This window comes from Nocardioides lacusdianchii (assembly GCF_020102855.1).
Lineage (GTDB): Bacteria > Actinomycetota > Actinomycetes > Propionibacteriales > Nocardioidaceae > Nocardioides > Nocardioides lacusdianchii.
Genome location: NZ_JADHZD010000017.1, coordinates 1 through 16,546, shown reverse-complemented (window position 1 = coordinate 16,546; position 16,546 = coordinate 1). Strand labels below are relative to the sequence as shown.

At 71.7% G+C, this 16,546-nt stretch carries 15 protein-coding genes and 2 rRNA genes; 2 read left to right on the top strand and 15 right to left on the bottom strand.

Going from position 1 to position 16,546, the window contains the following annotated elements; genetic code table 11:
- Window positions 1-16: 16 nt before the first annotated feature.
- From xerD to IRX98_RS18730, 3 genes are all read right to left on the bottom strand, one after another.
- Complete coding sequence (xerD, locus tag IRX98_RS18740; RefSeq protein WP_224279344.1) at window positions 17-949, bottom strand: site-specific tyrosine recombinase XerD; 933 nt, start codon at window positions 947-949, stop codon at window positions 17-19.
- Window positions 946-2,061 carry an alanine dehydrogenase gene (gene ald / locus IRX98_RS18735; protein ID WP_224279343.1) on the bottom strand — a complete coding sequence of 372 codons (1,116 nt, stop codon included), beginning with the start codon at window positions 2,059-2,061 and terminating at the stop codon, window positions 946-948. The genes xerD and ald overlap by 4 nt, the downstream gene beginning before the upstream one ends.
- 78 nt (window positions 2,062-2,139) lie before the next feature.
- Window positions 2,140-2,772 carry an NUDIX domain-containing protein gene (locus IRX98_RS18730; protein WP_224279342.1) on the bottom strand — a complete coding sequence of 211 codons (633 nt, stop codon included), beginning with the start codon at window positions 2,770-2,772 and terminating at the stop codon, window positions 2,140-2,142.
- A 19-nt stretch (window positions 2,773-2,791) separates the two neighbouring features.
- Between IRX98_RS18730 and pepN the strand changes: the two genes are divergently transcribed.
- Entirely contained in the window at window positions 2,792-5,266 is a 2,475-nt protein-coding gene (gene pepN / locus IRX98_RS18725) for an aminopeptidase N (protein ID WP_224279341.1), read from the top strand.
- 80 nt (window positions 5,267-5,346) lie between these two features.
- On the opposite strand, the gene IRX98_RS18720 is transcribed toward pepN, so the two are convergent.
- The 9 genes from IRX98_RS18720 to IRX98_RS18680 are packed head-to-tail and all read right to left on the bottom strand — an operon-like array spanning window position 5,347 to window position 14,436.
- Window positions 5,347-5,805 carry a hypothetical protein gene (locus IRX98_RS18720; RefSeq protein ID WP_224279340.1) on the bottom strand — a complete coding sequence of 153 codons (459 nt, stop codon included), beginning with the start codon at window positions 5,803-5,805 and terminating at the stop codon, window positions 5,347-5,349.
- 2 nt (window positions 5,806-5,807) lie between these two features.
- Window positions 5,808-7,499 (bottom strand): CTP synthase, encoded by a 1,692-nt coding sequence (pyrG, locus tag IRX98_RS18715; protein ID WP_224279339.1) that lies wholly within the window; start codon window positions 7,497-7,499, stop codon window positions 5,808-5,810.
- Between the two features lie 11 nt (window positions 7,500-7,510).
- On the bottom strand, window positions 7,511-8,401 hold the full coding sequence (locus tag IRX98_RS18710; protein ID WP_224279337.1) for a copper transporter: 891 nt from the start codon (window positions 8,399-8,401) through the stop codon (window positions 7,511-7,513).
- Window positions 8,398-9,594 carry a putative cytokinetic ring protein SteA gene (gene steA, locus IRX98_RS18705; protein ID WP_224279334.1) on the bottom strand — a complete coding sequence of 399 codons (1,197 nt, stop codon included), beginning with the start codon at window positions 9,592-9,594 and terminating at the stop codon, window positions 8,398-8,400. Before steA ends, IRX98_RS18710 begins: the two co-directional genes overlap by 4 nt.
- A 15-nt stretch (window positions 9,595-9,609) precedes the next feature.
- Window positions 9,610-11,421 (bottom strand): DNA repair protein RecN, encoded by a 1,812-nt coding sequence (recN, locus tag IRX98_RS18700; protein WP_308045459.1) that lies wholly within the window; start codon window positions 11,419-11,421, stop codon window positions 9,610-9,612.
- Window positions 11,375-12,289: an NAD kinase gene (locus IRX98_RS18695; protein WP_235745956.1), complete on the bottom strand. Its 915-nt coding sequence runs from the start codon at window positions 12,287-12,289 to the stop codon at window positions 11,375-11,377. The genes recN and IRX98_RS18695 overlap by 47 nt, the downstream gene beginning before the upstream one ends.
- A 32-nt stretch (window positions 12,290-12,321) precedes the next feature.
- Window positions 12,322-13,161 carry a TlyA family RNA methyltransferase gene (locus IRX98_RS18690; protein ID WP_224279331.1) on the bottom strand — a complete coding sequence of 280 codons (840 nt, stop codon included), beginning with the start codon at window positions 13,159-13,161 and terminating at the stop codon, window positions 12,322-12,324.
- A gap of 5 nt (window positions 13,162-13,166) precedes the next feature.
- Window positions 13,167-13,433 (bottom strand): hypothetical protein, encoded by a 267-nt coding sequence (locus tag IRX98_RS18685; RefSeq protein WP_224279329.1) that lies wholly within the window; start codon window positions 13,431-13,433, stop codon window positions 13,167-13,169.
- A 10-nt stretch (window positions 13,434-13,443) separates the two neighbouring features.
- Complete coding sequence (locus tag IRX98_RS18680; protein ID WP_224279326.1) at window positions 13,444-14,436, bottom strand: HAD-IIA family hydrolase; 993 nt, start codon at window positions 14,434-14,436, stop codon at window positions 13,444-13,446.
- Between the two features lie 75 nt (window positions 14,437-14,511).
- Here IRX98_RS18680 and IRX98_RS18675 point away from each other — a divergent pair, with 75 nt between their 5' ends.
- Window positions 14,512-15,630, top strand: a complete 1,119-nt coding sequence (locus IRX98_RS18675) for a DUF1015 family protein (RefSeq protein WP_224279324.1) — start codon at window positions 14,512-14,514, stop codon at window positions 15,628-15,630.
- On the opposite strand, the gene IRX98_RS18670 is transcribed toward IRX98_RS18675, so the two are convergent.
- The 3 genes from IRX98_RS18670 to IRX98_RS18660 all read right to left on the bottom strand — a co-directional run.
- Window positions 15,605-15,967 carry a single-stranded DNA-binding protein gene (locus IRX98_RS18670; protein ID WP_224279322.1) on the bottom strand — a complete coding sequence of 121 codons (363 nt, stop codon included), beginning with the start codon at window positions 15,965-15,967 and terminating at the stop codon, window positions 15,605-15,607. The genes IRX98_RS18675 and IRX98_RS18670 overlap by 26 nt on opposite strands.
- Before the next feature lie 198 nt (window positions 15,968-16,165).
- Window positions 16,166-16,283, bottom strand: a 5S ribosomal RNA gene (gene rrf / locus IRX98_RS18665).
- Between the two features lie 161 nt (window positions 16,284-16,444).
- A 23S ribosomal RNA gene (locus IRX98_RS18660) occupies window positions 16,445-16,546 on the bottom strand; the annotation flags it as partial.

The window sequence follows — 16,546 nt, the reverse complement described above, 5'->3', positions numbered from 1 at the left end:
CGGGGGCCGGAGCCGGTCAGTCCCGCGCGCGGGGGTGCGCGGTCGCGAAGACCTCACGCAGGTTGTCCACCGTGACGAGCGTGTAGACCTGCGTCGTGGTCACCGAGGCGTGCCCGAGCAGCTCCTGCACGACGCGGACGTCCGCGCCCCCGTCGAGCAGGTGCGTGGCGAAGGAGTGGCGCATCGTGTGCGGAGACACCGAGGCGGTCACGCCGGCCCGCTCGGCGGCCTTCACCAGCACCGCCCACGCGCTCTGGCGTGAGAGCCGCCCGCCCCGCGAGTTGAGGAAGAGGGCCGGACCTCCCCGGCCGGTGCCGACGAGCTCGGGTCGCGCCCGGGTGACGTAGGCCTCCACCGCGTCACGGGCGTAGCCGCCGACGGGCACCAGCCGCTCCTTGCCGCCCTTGCCTCGCAGCAGGACCGTGCCGTCCACCTGGTCGAGGTCGTCGACGTCGAGGCCCACCGCCTCGGAGATCCGCGCGCCCGTGCCGTAGAGCACCTCCAGCAGCGCGCGGTCCCGCAGGGCGAGCACCGTGTCGGGTGCGCCCGCCGCCTCCAGGATGGCCTCCACGTCCGACAGCGGCAGCGCCTTGGGCAGCCGCTTGGCCGGGGTGGGGGGCTTCACCGCCGCCGCCGGGTCGGCGAGCGCGAGCCCGTCGGAGACGGCGAACTTGTGGAAGCCGCGGACGGCCACGACGGTGCGCGCGGCCGAGGTCGCGCTCAGCGGCGGGTGGGCGTCGCTGCCCTCGCGCAGGCTGACCAGGAACGCGGCCACCGTGGCCTCGGTGATCGCGTCCAGGTCGTCGATGCCCTCGCGGGTCAGGAACTCGTCGTAGCGCCCCAGGTCACGCCGGTAGGAGCTGAGCGTGTTGGCGGCCAGCCCGCGCTCGACCGCGAGGTGGTCGAGGTACGTGCGCACCGCCCGCCGCAGCGTGACCCCAGGGCTCACGCCAGGACGCTGTCGAGGCCCACCGAGTCGAGGCCGACGGCGGCGCCGACCGGCGCGTTGGTGAGCTGCCCGTCGTGGGTGTTGAGGCCCAGCGCCAGGCTCGGGTCGTCGCGCAGGGCCTGCGCCCAGCCCTTGTCGGCCAGCCCGACGGCGTAGGGCAGGGTCGCGTTGGTCAGGGCGTACGTCGAGGTGTTGGGCACCGCGCCGGGCATGTTGGCCACGCAGTAGAAGACCGAGTCGTGGACCTCGTAGGTCGGGTCGTCGTGCGTGGTGGCGTGGGAGTCCTCGAAGCAGCCGCCCTGGTCGATCGCGATGTCGACGAGCACCGAGCCCGGCTTCATCCGTGAGACCAGCTCGTTGCTGACCAGCTTGGGCGCCGCCGCGCCGGGGATCAGCACCGCGCCGATCACCATGTCGGCCTCCATCACCTGCTGCTCGATCGCGAGCTTGGAGGAGGCGAGGCCGTGCACCCGGTTGTTGTAGCGCCAGAACGACATCCGCAGCTTGTCGAGGTCGGTGTCGAGGAGCGTCACGTCCGCGCCCATGCCGAGCGCGATGTTGGCGGCGTTCTGGCCGGAGACGCCGGCACCGATGATGACGACCTTGGCGTTGGCCACGCCGCCGACGCCGCCCATGAGGACGCCGCGGCCTCCGTTGGCCTTCATGAGCGAGTACGCCCCGACCTGGGGTGCGAGGCAGCCCGCGACCTCCGACATCGGGTAGAGCAGCGGCAGGCCGCCGGAGGGCAGCTGCACGGTCTCGTAGGCGATCGCGGTGACCTTGCGCGCCATGAGCTCCTCGGTCAGGGGCTTGTCGGCGGCGAGGTGGAGGTAGGTGAAGAGGGTCTGGCCCTCCCGCATCCGGTGGTACTCCTCGGCGACGGGCTCCTTGACCTTGAGGATCATGTCGGCGCTGCCCCACACGTCGTCGGCCGTGTCCAGCATCGTGGCACCGGCGGCGACGTACTCCTCGTCGGGGATCTGCGAGCCCTGGCCGGCGGACTTCTCGACCACGACGTCGTGACCGTGCTGGACCAGCTCGTGCACGCCGATCGGGGTCAGGGCCACGCGGTACTCGCGGTTCTTGACTTCCTTGGGTACGCCGACCTTCATGCCTAGCTCCTCATGGTCCGGGGGCGCACGACTGTGTGTCGCCCCTCACAGCGGGAGCGAGACTACTCCCGCGGGAGGTCAGTGCGCCTCCAGGGTCCCCCGCTGCCGGAGCACCTCGTAGGCGAGCACGGCCTGGGCGAGCGGACCCTGCCGGACCCTGCCCTGCAGCACCGCCTCGAGCAGGTCGGTGACGGGGGTCCAGAAGACCTCCATCTCGGCCTCCTCGTGCCGCATCTCGAAGTCGCCGCGAGGCGCGTGCGAGAGCCCGCGCGCGAGGAAGATGTCGTGGACCTCGTCGCTGATCCCTGCGCTGGACCACGTACTCAGCAGCAGCCGCCAGTCGCTCGCCTCGAGCTCGACCTCCTCGCGCAGCTCACGTTTCGCCGTCTCGACGGGGGGCTCGTCCGCGGCGTCGCGCAGGCCGGCCGGCAGCTCGACGAACTCGTGGCCGCTGGTGTGCCGGTACTGCCGCAGGCACCTGACCCGCTCGTGCTCGTCGACGGCCATCACGATCACCGCGCCCGGGTGCTCGAGGCTGATCCGGCTGAACTGCTCGGGGTGCCCGGGACGGGTGATGACGTCCTCACGCAGCGCCACCACCCAGTCGTCGCGGTGGAGGTAGCGGCTGGAGACCACGGGCCAGGACATCGGCCGGTCCGCGGGCAGCTCGGCAGGAGGAGTTGCGGGCCGGGCGCCGGTCGGGGTGTCCATGACCCGCACGCTAGCGCGGATGGACACAGTGAGTACGGTCACCCTCATGACGTTGTCGACGCTCACCAAGCACGAAGCAGCCACCCGTTCGGGCCTCCTCGACGTCCAGCGCTACGACATCGCGGTGGACATGACGGGCCTGCTGGAGGGCGAGGTCTTCGCCTCGGTCAGCACCATCACCTTCACCTGCTCCGAGCCCGGCGCGTCGACCTTCGTCGACGTCGCGATGGACGTCGCGCGCGCGACCCTGAACGGTGAGGACCTCGACGTCACGACGGTCGCCGACGGGCGGCTGCCCCTGCCCTCCCTGGCCGCCGACAACGTCCTGGTGGTCGAGGCCAGCACGACCAACACCGCGACCGGCGAGGGCATCCTCCGCACGGTCGACCCGACCGACGAGCTCGTCTACGTCTGGACCAGCCTCGAGCCCGACGAGGCGCGCCGGGTGTGGGCGTGCTTCGACCAGCCCGACCTCAAGGCGCCGCACCGCTTCGTCGTCACCGCACCCTCCTCGTGGCTGGTGACCTCGAACGGTGCCCCGGAGTCGGTCGAGGACGCCGACGCCTCCGACACGCGGACCTGGACGTTCCCCGACACCCCGCGCCTGTCGACGTACGTCGTCGTGGTCAACGCGGGCCCCTTCCACGAGGTGCGCCGCCAGCACGACGGCTACGACCTCGGCTTCTACTGCCGCCAGTCGCTCGTGCCGATCCTCGAGCGCGACCTCGACGAGATGGTCACCCTCACGCGTCAGGGCCTGGCGTTCTTCGGCGAGCGCTTCGGATACCCGTTCCCGCAGGAGCGCTACGACCAGGTGTTCGTGCCCAACCTCGGCGGTGCGATGGAGAACTGGGGCTGCGTCACCTACGGCGACGGCCAGCTCTTCCGCACGCCCCCGACCCACGCGCAGCGCGCGGTCCGCGCCGAGTTCATCTTCCACGAGATGGCGCACATGTGGTTCGGCGACCTGGTGACCATGCAGTGGTGGGACGACCTCTGGCTGAACGAGGCGTTCGCGTCGTGGGCGGCCAACTGGGGCATGGCCGGGTCCAGCGAGTTCACCGACCAGTGGGCGACCTTCCTGGCGGTGTCCAAGCGCACCGCCTACGAGATGGACATGAGCCCGGCGCGCCACCCGATCCGCAGCGACGTGCCGGACGTCTCTGCCGCGATGTCGAACTTCGACGCGATCACCTACGTCAAGGGCCAGAGCGTGCTGCACCAGCTCGTGGCCTTCATCGGCGAGGACGCCTTCGTCGAGGGTCTGCGCGACTACTTCAGCCGCTACGCCTTCTCCAACACGCGTCTCGACGACCTGATGGACTGCTACTCCCGCGCCTCCGGGCGCGACCTGTCCGCCTGGACCAAGGCCTGGCTCGACGAGGCCGGCACCGACGTCATCTCGCTGGTCGACGACGAGCTGGTGGTCGAGACGACCGACGGGCAGGAGCCGCGCCCGCACCGGCTCGACATCGCGGTCTTCGACACGTCCGGCGACACCCTCGCGCCCGTGGGTCGGTCCTCGCACGAGGTCGACGGCCTGCGCACCCCCGTGCAGCTCCCCCCAGGTGACCTGCGCCTGGTCAACGCCGGCGACTACACCTTCGCAGCGATCAAGCCGGACGCCACCTCGCTGGAGCACATGCTGCACCGCATCGACCAGCTCGACGACCCGCTCGACCGGGCGCTCGTGGCCGCCACGGCAGGACAGTTGCTGCTGCTCGGCGACGTCGCGCCGCGCGACGTCGCCGCCGCTCTCACGACCGCGCTGCGGGCCGAGACCAGCCCCGCGCTGATCGAGCCCTTCCTCAGCCAGGCCCTGATCGTCGCCGATCGCTGGGCCCCCGCTGCCGAGTCGCCCGACCTGCTCCGCGGGCTCGCCGACGCCGTCGTCGGTCTGGTCGACGTGCCGGACGCCCGCCAGGCGGCGCTGCGGACGTTGGCCGCCTCCGCCTCGACCGACGACCACTGGTCGGTCCTGGAGGCCGCCGCCGAGAAGGCCACCGACCTCGACCTCGCCTGGCGCATGGCCGTACGCCGCTCCGAGCTCGGCGACTACGACGAGGACCGCGTCGCGCGCCTGCTCGAGGCCGACCCCGACCCCGACGCCGGCATGCGCCGCCTCGCGGTCCTCGCCGCGCGGCCCGACCTCGAGGCCAAGGAGGAGGTCTGGCAGGCCTTCTTCGTCGACTACACCGTCCCGGCGAGCCGCGAGACGCTCGTGCTCGGCTCGACCTTCTGGCGCCCCGGCCAGGCCGAGCTGCTCGCGCCGTTCACCCACCGCTACCTCGAGGAGCTGCACACGCTCAAGGGCGGCCTGCTCAACCAGGGCCTGACGATCCGCGCGATGTACCCCCTCGGTGCAGGCGACGCGGACTTCCTCGCCGCCGCCGAGGCGGCCGCCGACGACACCAGCCTGATGGCGTACGCCCGCAACCAGCTGCGCTCGAACTCGTTCGTGCTGGGCCGGATCCTGCAGGCCCGCCAGCGCTGACCGGGCACTTCCTCGCGCTCAGGCCCTCCGACCGGGCACTTCCTCGCGCTCACGCGCACTGACCGGGCACTTCCTCGCGCTCAGGCGCACTGACCGGGCACTTCGTCGCGCCCCCACGGCGGCACGAAGCGTCGCACGTAGTCCTGCGCGCGCGGCCGCGGGTCGGCCCAGAAGTCTCGCGGCGGCCGGTGGTGGTGCTCGACGCAGAAGTCCTCGAAGGAGGCCTCGACCGGCACCCGTTCGAGGGCACGGCCCTCGAACGCCTCGTTCGCCCTCAGCAGCTCCCGCTCGAGGTGCCAGCCCGAGGCGTCGAACGCGTGGTCTCCCCAGACTGCGTACGTGTGCCAGACCTCTTGGGCGCCCGGCGTCCGGATCGCAGCGAGGCGCAGGGACCTGCCGGCGTGCACCTCAAGGCACGCCCACGCCAGCACGTGGCACGCGCCCGCGGCGAAGAACGCCTTGTCGGGGCGCTCCCACGAGACCTGCTGGTCGCGTCGCTCCAGGTCGGTGCGGCGGTAGGTCCCCGCCGCCTCCAGCACCCTCAGTCCTCCGCGTCGTCCTTGCGGCGCAGCCCCGACTCGTCGAGCGGGAACCGCTCGGAGCGCTGCCGCTCGATCGCGGCGCCGACGAGGCCCGCGAAGAGCGGGTGCGGACGGGTGGGGCGCGAACGCAGCTCGGGGTGCGCCTGGGTCGCGACGTAGTAGGGGTGCACGTCGGCAGGGAGCTCGACGAACTCCACCAGGCCCAGCTCGGGGTTGATGCCGGAGAAGACGAGACCGGCGTCGGCGAGGGTCTGGCGATAGGCGTCGTTGAACTCGTAGCGGTGGCGGTGACGCTCCTCGATCACGTCCGCGCCGTACGCCGCCCGCACGACGCTGCCCTCGAGCAGCTCGGCCTTCTGGAGGCCCAGGCGCATGGTGCCGCCGAGGTCGCCGGCGCCGTCGACGAACTTCTTCTGCTCCTCGATCGTGGAGATCACCGGCTCGGCCGTGTCGGGGTCGAACTCGGTCGACCCGGCACTCGTCAGGCCGGCCACGTCGCGGGCGTACTCGATCACCATGCACTGCAGGCCGAGGCACAGGCCGAGGGTGGGGATGCCGTGGGTGCGGGTGTAGCGCAGTGCCCCGAGCTTGCCCTCGATGCCGCGCACGCCGAAGCCGCCGGGCACCAGCACCGCGTCGACGTCGCCGAGCTGCTTGGCGGCGCCCGCGTCGGTCTCGCACAGGTCGGAGGCGACCCAGCGGATGTTGACCTTGGCCTCGTGGGCGAAGCCGCCGGCGCGCAGCGCCTCGCTGACCGAGAGATAGGCGTCCGGCAGGTCGATGTACTTGCCGACCAGCGCGACCGTGACCTCCTCCGAGGGGTGGTGCACGCGACGCAGCAGGTCGTCCCAGGTGGTCCAGTCGACGTCGCGGAACGGCAGGTCGAGACGGCGTACGACGTAGGCGTCGAGGCCCTCGCGGTGCAGCACCTTCGGGATGTCGTAGATCGACGGAGCATCGGCCGCGGTGACCACGGCGTCGTCGTCGACGTCGCACATCAGCGCGATCTTGCGCTTGATGCTGTCGGGCAGCTCGCGGTCCGCGCGGCACACGATCGCGTCGGGCTGGATGCCGATGGAGCGCAGGGCGGCCACCGAGTGCTGGGTGGGCTTGGTCTTCAGCTCACCCGACGGCCCGATGTAGGGCACGAGCGAGACGTGGATGAAGAAGCAGTTGTCGCGACCGATCTCGTGCCGCGTCTGGCGGGCGGCCTCGAGGAACGGCAACGACTCGATGTCGCCGACGGTGCCGCCGATCTCGGTGATCACCACGTCGATGTCGGGTCCGCCCATCGCGAGGATGCGGTCCTTGATCTCGTTGGTGATGTGCGGGATCACCTGGACGGTGTCGCCGAGGTAGTCCCCGCGGCGCTCCTTGGCGATCACCGTGGAGTAGACCTGACCGGTCGTCACGTTGGCGATCTGGTTGAGGTCGGTGTCGAGGAAGCGCTCGTAGTGCCCGATGTCCAGGTCGGTCTCGGCGCCGTCGTTGGTGACGAACACCTCCCCGTGCTGGAACGGGTTCATCGTGCCCGGATCCACGTTCAGGTAGGGGTCCAGCTTCTGCATCGTCACGCGGAGACCGCGCGACTTCAGCAGCTGGCCCAGGCTCGAGGCGGTGAGCCCCTTGCCGAGGGAGGAGGCGACGCCTCCAGTGACGAAAACGTGCTTGGTCGGCGTGCGGCTCTTCACGGGCTTCGATCCTACCCGAGTGGGACGGGTCCGTCGGCACCCGACGCACCGAAGGCGCCGCCGGGTGTGGTCAGCGAGCGCTGGAGGGTCATGATCGCGGTGACCCGGCCGGCAGCGGTGTCGATGCCGTCCACGCTCGCGACCGAGGCGGTGGCGGGGTCGGCGCGCAGCCGTCCGAGCTGGCCCTCTCCCCCGTCCGCGGTCACCCCGGCGACCACGACACCGGCCGCCTGTGCCGCGAGGCCGTCGACCAGTCCGGCGAGCACGGCGTCGGAGCCCTCGTCCCCGGCGTCGGTGCCCAGCACCAGCAGCACCAGGGGCGCTCGACGCTCGACGTCTGCCTGCTCGGCCATGAGGCCGGCGCCGCTGACGGCGTCGAGCACGGCACGCGCCTTGCCGCTCACGTCCTGGCCCTCGGCCTCCTTCGTGGCGATCGCGAGGCCGAGCAGCTGGCCGATCCGGTCGTACGTCGACGCGTCGGCGGCGACGTCGTCGGTGGCCTGCTGGGTGAGCAGCTGGCTGCCGAGGGTGTCGACCAGCGACTTCTGGTCGGGGTCCAGGAGGTCCGCGCCCAGGTCGTAGCGGGCGCTCACGGTGCCACCGGCAGCGCCGACCTGCTCGGTCAGCGCGGTCACGAGCTGCTCGTCAGCACCAGGGACGGTGACGACCGCCACCGATCGGTCCGCGAGGCGCCCGGCGATCACCGGGGGTGCGAGCGTGGAGACGAAGCGCTCGGAGTAGTCCGCCTTGCCTCCGTCGTCGGCCGGCGCGGCGTCGTCGCGGCTCGCGGCCGTCACCGTGGTGCCCACGTCGGACAGCGGGCCTCCCCCGAGGACGATGCCGGCGGCCAGCGCCAGGAAGACGGCGACGATGGTCAGGACGTGGTGACGCAGGGTGATCACGGGAGAATTCCTCGGACGTTGTCGATCAGGTCGGTCGTGCTGCTCGTGACGGCCGGCGAGAGGTCGTCGACCCACTGCTGGCCGACGGGGGTGACGGACACCGCGGCGGCCACGGCGAGCACGCCGGCGACAAGAGCGCCGACGAGGTGCCGTGGCCGTACGGCGCCGTCGTAGAGCTGCGGGACGGCGCTCGCGTCCACCAGGTCGGGTCCGACCTTGAGCCGGGTCAGGAAGGTGCTCGCCAGGCCGGCGCGACGGCGGTCGAGGAACTCGTCGAGCGTGGCGTGCATGCCGACGCCGACGATGAGCGAGGCCTCGCGGGCCGAGGCGAGCAGCAGGGCTGCGTCCTCCGCGGTGGCGGTGGTCTCGAAGCGCAACGGCCGGATGCCGAGCCGCTCGAGCTGCTCGGTCGCGCTGCGTGGCGCACCTCGCTCGACCAGGACGACCACGTCGCGGGCCTTGCGGAGCACGGCAGCGCTGGGCAGGTCGTCGGCGCCGCTGACGACCACGACGTCGGGACGGTGGCCGGCCTCGACGAGGGCATCCGCCCCGTGGTCGACACCGACGAGGACGGGGCGCTGCTCGCGCACGAAGGGCTTGATGCCGCGCAGCTCGTCCTGCCAGCCGTGCGAGCGCACCGTGACCACCACGGGCCGCCCCGCCATGTCCGTCGCGGTCCGCGGCACGCCGTGGCCGTGGAGGAGCAGGTCCTGCTCGCGGCGCAGGAACTCGGTGCTGTTGTGGGTGAAGCTCTCCAGCTGGGCGCTCAGCCCGCTGCGGGCGCGCCCCATCTCGGAGCGGACCAGGTCGGCGGTCACCTCGCGCCCGGTCGCGACGAGGGTGTCGCCGGCGTGGAGAACACCTGCGTCGATGCGGACGTCGGTGCCGTCCCGGAGCCGGTCGAAGACCTCCGGACCCGCGTTGTCGACCACGAGGACGCCGGCCTCGACCAGCCGTTCGGGTCCGAGGTTGGGGAACCGGCCCGACACCATGGGGCCGCTGTTCACCACGGCGACCACGCCGGCGTCGATCAACGCCTGCGCGGTGTCGCGATCCATGTCGAGGTGGTCGAGCACCGCGACGTCACCGACGTGCAGGCGCCCGAGCAGGCTGGCCGTGCGGCGGTGGATCCTGGCCGGGCCGTGGACACCGGGGAGAGCGGGGGCTGGGCGGGAGCGCACTGCGAACTTCATGACCGCGCCATGCTCTCAGCCGCGACCCTGCCCTTCAGGGAGGCACGCCCGGTCGGGCGCGGCGGCGGCGAGCAGCTCGCGGGCATGGGCGCGGGCGCTGTCGGAGTCCTCCACGCCGGCCAGCATCCGCGACAGCTCGCGCTCGCGCGCGTCCTCGTCGAGGGCGACCAGGCCCGAGGTGGTGACCGAGCCGTCGCTGGACTTGTGCACGACCACGTGGCGGTCGGCGTACGCCGCCACCTGCGGCAGGTGTGTGACCACGAGCACCTGCGAGGAGTGGGCCAGCGCAGCGAGGCGACGCCCGACCTCGATGGCGGCCTTGCCGCCCACGCCGGCGTCGACCTCGTCGAAGACGAAGGTCGGCACCGAGCCGGTCTCGGCCAGCGACACCTCGAGGGCGAGCATGACGCGCGACAGCTCACCGCCGGACGCTCCCTTGTGCAGCGGCCGCGGGTCGGCGCCGGTGTTGGCGGCGAGCAGGAACTCCACCTCGTCCACGCCGGAGGAGGTCGCGCGCAGCCAGCGTCCGTCCACGTCCAGCACCGGACCGGACGGGACGCCCGGCGCCGCCACCTCGGACTGCGTCACCGCGATGCTCACGACCGCGTGCGGCATGGCCAGCGAGGTGAGCTCGTCGCTGACGGCCCTGCCGAGGCGCACCGCCGCCTTCGTACGCTGCTTGCTGAGCTTCGAGGCGAGCGCACCCAGCTCTGCGCGCAGGCGGTCGCGTCGAGCCTCCAGCTCGGCGATGCTGCCGTCGGCGTCCTCGAGGTCGAGCAGCCGCTTGGCGCCGTCCTCGGCCCACTCCAGCACCTCGTCGATGGTCTCGCCGTACTTGCGGGTCAGGGCGGTCAGCGCGGCCCGGCGCTCGGACACGTGCGCGAGCCGTGACGGGTCGGTCTCCAGGCTCGAGGCGTACGACGCCACGTCGCCCGCGACGTCGACCAGCAGGTGACCGAGCTCGGCGATGCGGTCGGCGAGCTCCCCCGCGGTCGCGTCGTGCTGACGGACACCGTCGAGGGCCTGGCGGGCAGCGCTCGTGGTGCCCATCGCGTCGGGTGCGCCGTCCTCGCTCGAGAGTGCCTCGCGGGCAGTCTCGGCTGCGGTGCGGAGCGTGTCGGCGAAGCCGAGGCGCGTCTCCTCGGCGGCGAGCTCCAGGTCCTCGCCCGGCCTCGGGTCGACCGCCTCGACCTCGCCGAGCCCGAAACGGAGCTGGTCGGCCTCGCGGGCTCGCTCGTGGGCGGACCCGATCACCTCGGCGAGGGTGCGTTCGGTCGCAGCGAGCTCGGCGTAGCACCCGGCGTAGTCGGCCGCGGTCCTCGCGAGCGCGTCACCGGCGAACCGGTCGAGCGAGGCGCGCTGCGCACCGGACTTCAACAGGCGGTGCTGGTCGGACTGGCCGTGCACGGCGACGAGCGGCTCGGCGATCTCGGCCAGCGTGGTGACGGGTACCGATGCTCCGCCGACCCACGCGCGCGAACGTCCCTGCGCTGCGACGTTGCGGGCCAGCACGACCCGGTCGTCCTCGACGATGCCCCCGGATTCCTCGACGGCCTCCCGGAAGCCGGACAGGTCGCTGGTCGACACCACGCCCTCGACGCGCGCCTGCGCGATCCCGGAGCGGACGGCGCCGGGGTCCGCACGGCCGCCGAGCAGCAGCCCGAGGGCGGTGACGACCATGGTCTTGCCAGCGCCGGTCTCACCGGTGATCACCGTGAGGCCGGGCCCGAGCTCGAGGGTCGAGGAGTCGATGACGCCCAGCGAGCTGATCCGCAGCTCCTCAAGCATCGTGGTCACCGCCGTCGCGGCGGCGACGCTCCGCCGCACCTCGCCAGCCCTCGACCGGCAGCCCGAACTTCGCCACCAGCCGATCGGTGAACGGCGCCTGGTGCAGGCGGACAAGACGGACCGGGCGGGCACCGCGGCGCACCTCGATGCGAGCACCGGGCGGCAGGTCGACGGTCCGTCGGCCGTCGCACCAGAGCACGCCCGAGCCCTCGGTGTTGGCCAGCACCTCGACCGCGAGCACGGACGTGGGCGCCACCACCATGGGTCGGGCGAAGAGCGCGTGCGCGCTCAGCGGCACCATCAGCAGCGCCTCGACCTCGGGCCAGACGACAGGGCCGCCGGCACTGAAGTTGTAGGCGGTCGAACCCGTGGGGGTCGCGCACACCACGCCGTCGCAGCCCCAGCGCGACAGGGGACGGTCGTCGACCTCGACGACGACCTCCAGCATGCGCTCCCGGGCCGCCTTCTCGACGCTGGCCTCGTTGAGGGCGAAGGTGGAGAACAGGGTGTCCTGCCCGACCTTGACCCGCACGTCCAGCGTCAGCCGGTCCTCGGCGGTGTAGTTGCGCTCGACGATCGCGGCGATCGTGGACTCGACGTCCTCCTGCTCGGCCTCGGCGAGGAACCCGACGTGGCCGAGGTTGACGCCGAGCAGTGGCGTGCTGGTCTCGTGGGTCAGCTCGGCGGCCCGCAGGATCGACCCGTCCCCACCGATGACGAGCACCAGCTCGCAGCCCTCCCCGGGCACGTGGTCGGGCAGGGTCGTCTCGACGAGGCCGTCGGCGTCGGCGAGGCCGAGGTCGGCCGCCTCGTCCGCCAGCAGGCGTACGGCGATCCCGTGCTCGGTCAGCTGCTGCACACACGCACGAGCAACGTCACGTACGTCCGCCCGTCCGGTGTGGGCCATCACCAGCACGCGGCGTACGGGGCTCTCGACGGTCACGGGACCACCCTCTCACCCGCCACCCCCAGTGAGGCGGCGCGCTGCACCTCCGCCGTGATGTCGTCGGCGCCGATCGCTGCCGGACCGTGGCGTAGCAGCAGGAAGAACTCGACGTTGCCCGACGGTCCCGGCAGCGGGCTGACCGTCACCGCGACGGCGCCCCAGCCGCGCGCAGCCGCGAGGTCCGCGATAGCGGTGACCGCCTCGGCCCGGAGTCCGAGATCACGTACGACGCCGCCCTTGCCGACGCGCTCCTTGCCCACCTCGAACTGTGGCTTGACCATCAGCGCCAGCTCGCCGTCGCTGCGGGTCACCGACAGCAACGGGTCGAGCACCAGGGCCAGCGAGATGAAGGAGAGGTCCCCGACGACGAGGTCGACCGGGTCGCCGATGAGATCGAGGGTCAGGTCGCGGATGTTGGTGCGGTCGTGCACCTGCACGCGCTCGTCGCTCTGCAACGACCAGGCCAGCTGGCCGTAGCCGACGTCGACCGCGACCACCTCCCGCGCACCGGCCCGCAGCAGCACGTCGGTGAACCCGCCGGTCGAGGCGCCGGCGTCGAGGCACCGCTTGCCGTCCACGCTGACGCCGTGGGCCGCGAAGGCCTCGAGCGCTCCTGCGAGCTTGTGCCCACCGCGCGAGACGTAGTCGACCGACGTCGGGTCCTCGCGCACCACGATGGCCACGTCCGTGGTCACGCCGGTCGCAGGCTTGGTCGCCACAGCGCCGGAGACCCTCACGCGGCCGGCCGCCACCAGCTCGCTGGCGTGCTCGCGCGATCGGGCCAGACCGCGGCGGACGAGCTCCTGGTCGAGGCGAAGTCGTCGTGGGGGCACGGGTGTCAGGAACCCTCGTCGTCGGGCTGCCCCGCGGACGCGGGCTGTGCGTCGAGGGCACGACGCAGCTGCTCGTGCGCCTGCTCGAAGATCCGCACGTGCTCGCGCAGCGGCGAGCCGACCGCTGCGGCGACGTCGGCCAGGACCCGGTCCACGGCGTCGACCCCGGTCGGCTCGTAGCTCGGCGCCTCACGGTGGGCGACGACGTCGACGCGCTCGTCCGCGACGTTCGCGCCCAGTTCGTACGCCGGGGCGCCGCGCTGCTCGTCCATGGGTGCGACCCTACTCGGCGCCGAGGCGTCGGGCCGGTCCGGGAGGCACCGTGTCGGTGACGTCAGCAGGCTCGCCGGCATGGTCCAGGTAGAGCCAGCACGCCGTCGCGGCCACGCGCCACCAGTCGGCGTCGCTCCCTGTGCCGTCGACCTCCAGCCGGCCGTCCACCACGTTCCCGGACCAGCCGCCCAGCTCGGCGCGACTCCCGTCGACCGCGGGCGCGGCATGGGGCTCGAACAGCCCCGCCAGGTCGGGTGATATGTAGGTCGGCCGCAGCTCCGAGCCTGCGGTGGCGAGCTCTTCGAGCCACGTCACACCGGTGAGCACCAGCAGGCTCGGTACGCCGATCGCGTGCGCGCCCTCGATGTCGGTGTCGAGCCGGTCCCCGACCATGATCGGCCGGTCCCCGCCGACACGCAGGACCGTCTCCTCCATCAGCGGCTTCTCTGGCTTGCCTGCCACGGTGGCCTCGACGCCGGCGAAGCCGGTGATCGTCTGCACCAGTACGCCGTGCCCGGGTGCCAGGCCGTAGGCGGTGGGGATGGTCATGTCGGCGTTGCTCGCCACGTAGGGCAGCCCGTCGCGGACCAGGCTCGCCACGCGCATGATGTCGCGCCACCGCACGTCCGGTCCGTAGCCGCTGGCCACCGCGACCGCACCATCCGGATCCTCGACCGGCTCGAGACCCGCCTCGACGAGCGCCGCTCGGAGACCGTCCCCTCCGAGCATGAGGATCCTCGCGCCTTCCCCGTGGGCGTCCGCAAGCACGCGGGCAGCCGCCTGAGCAGACGTCACGACGTCGGCTGGTTCGGCATGGACACCCATCCCGACGAGCTTCTCCGCCACCTGGTCGGGGGTGCGGGCGGCGTTGTTGGTCACGAACGCGACGTGCCGACCGCTGGCGCGGATCCGATCCACCTTCTCCGCGACGCCCTCGATGACATCGGTCCCGACGTAGACCACACCGTCGAGGTCGAACATCACCAGGTCATACGTGTCCACGATCGGAGTCCTGCACTCCTCGAGCATGCTGCACCCCTCTCCGGGCTGTGACGAGCGTCCCCCTACGATGCTCCGATGGAACCCGCCAGCGTCGTGCCGCCGTACGTCGCGACGCCGCTCGAGCTCCTGCCGTTCCGTGCGGTGATGCTGGCCCCCGAGCGGGTCGGGGATCCCGCGTCGGCCAGGGCGCTGGCGCGACCCTACCGCGACGTCGCAGCCCGTCTGGAGCAGTGGATCGCGCAGGGTCGCGCCACGGCCGACAGCGCACCCGCGATCTATCTCCACGAGTACACCGTCGGTGGCCTGACGGTGCGCGGCCTCGTCGGCGCGCTGTCGATGGCGCGTCGAGCGGAGACCTTCGACGAGCGCGCCGTGTGGCCGCACGAGGCCATCCACCCCGAGCAGGCCGGCGAGCTCGCCGACCGGATGCTGCAGATGGACCTGAACCCTGCCCCGATCCTGCTGGTGCACCACGGCCGCTCCGAGCTTCGGGAGATCGTCACGTCTGTCAGTCAGGGCGCACCCGACTGGCGCTACCTCGACCGCACTGGCCAGCGCCAGCGCATCTGGGCGATCCGCGACCCGGAGACCCTCGGAGCGATCGCCGGACTCCTCGCGACGACGCGCTGCCTCCTCGCCGACGGTCACCACCGGTACGCCGCCTACCTGCGCCTGCAGGAGGAGCACCCCGGTACGTCGTGGGACACGGGCCTGGCCATGCTCGTCGACCAGGACGACACTCCCCTGTTCCTCGGGGCCATCCACCGGACCTTCCCGGGCACCACGCTCGACGATCTCCTCGACTCCTCGCGAGCGGCAGGCGCACGCGTGACTCCTCATGGGCGCCACCAGGCACTGCTCGCACTGGACAGCACGCACTTCGTGCTGACCGACGGAGGGACCTGGCACGTGGTGACGCCGCCGGCGCTCCCCCAGCATGCCCCGGTCTCCTGGGTGCACGACGCCGTCCTTCCGCGCCTGCGCCGACCGGACCTCCGCGTGGTGCACCACCACACCGTCGACGAAGCGCTGGCTGCAGCAGGTCAGGCTGCACCGGCAGTCCTCCTGCCCAGCCCCGACTTCGAGCAGGTGCGAGCCCTGGTCGAGTCCGGCGACCTCCTCCCGGAGAAGGCAACGTCGTTCCAGCCCAAGCCCAGCCTGGGAGTGCTCATGCGCCCGGTGACCGGCGGATGATCCGCGCGGCCGACGCCTCGACCTCCACTCGCGAGCGGGTTGCCCCGCCTGCTTGGTAGAAGCGGCACCGCACGGCGCCCTCGACCTCGACGAGGTCACCGACCCGCCAGGTGAGCACGCTGCGGCGCACACGGGCACTCCACGCAGCGCAGGGCACCGAGTCCACGCGTTGACCGGTGACAGCGCCAGCCCTGGGCACCGAGACCCGGAACGTGATCACGGCGTCACCGCTCGGGAGCTCCACGGTCGTGGGCGCGCTGGTGAGTCGACCCACCAGTCGTACGTCGTTGAGGGCGACATCGATGTCGCCCGGGTCCTTCGTCTGTGTCTTGGTCACAGTGCACCTCCTGCGACCACACCATTCTCCTGCCGGCCGACAACGGCTCGGCGATGGCGCCGTCCCTGTGGACAGGAACGCTAGAGGGCTGCCTGTGGACAACACATGGCCCACGACCACTACGCCTCCAGGCGACTTGATGCCTTTGGGAACGCAAAAGTGGGGCCACCCGAAGGTGACCCCACTTTCACAATGTATGTCCGGCGGCGTCCTACTCTCCCACAACCTCTCGGTTGCAGTACCATCGGCGCTGAAAGGCTTAACTTCCGGGTTCGGTATGGGACCGGGTGTTTCCCGTTTCGCTATGGCCGCCGTAACTCTTTCAACCTCATCCACACCCCCGACCAGCTCGGCTGGTTTTGGGTTGGGTGTGTTGGTTGGGAACTGCCTAGTGGACGCGAACAAGCTTCATAGCTGTGTTCGTTACGTGTGCGCGTGTGGGTCGTACAGATCATTGTGTGTGTTCTTGTACGGTGTTGGGACAAGCCCTCGGCCTATTAGTACCGGTCGGCTGGGCATTACTGCTGTACACCTCCGGCCTATCAACCCCATGTTCTGTGGGGGGCCTTACCCACTTAC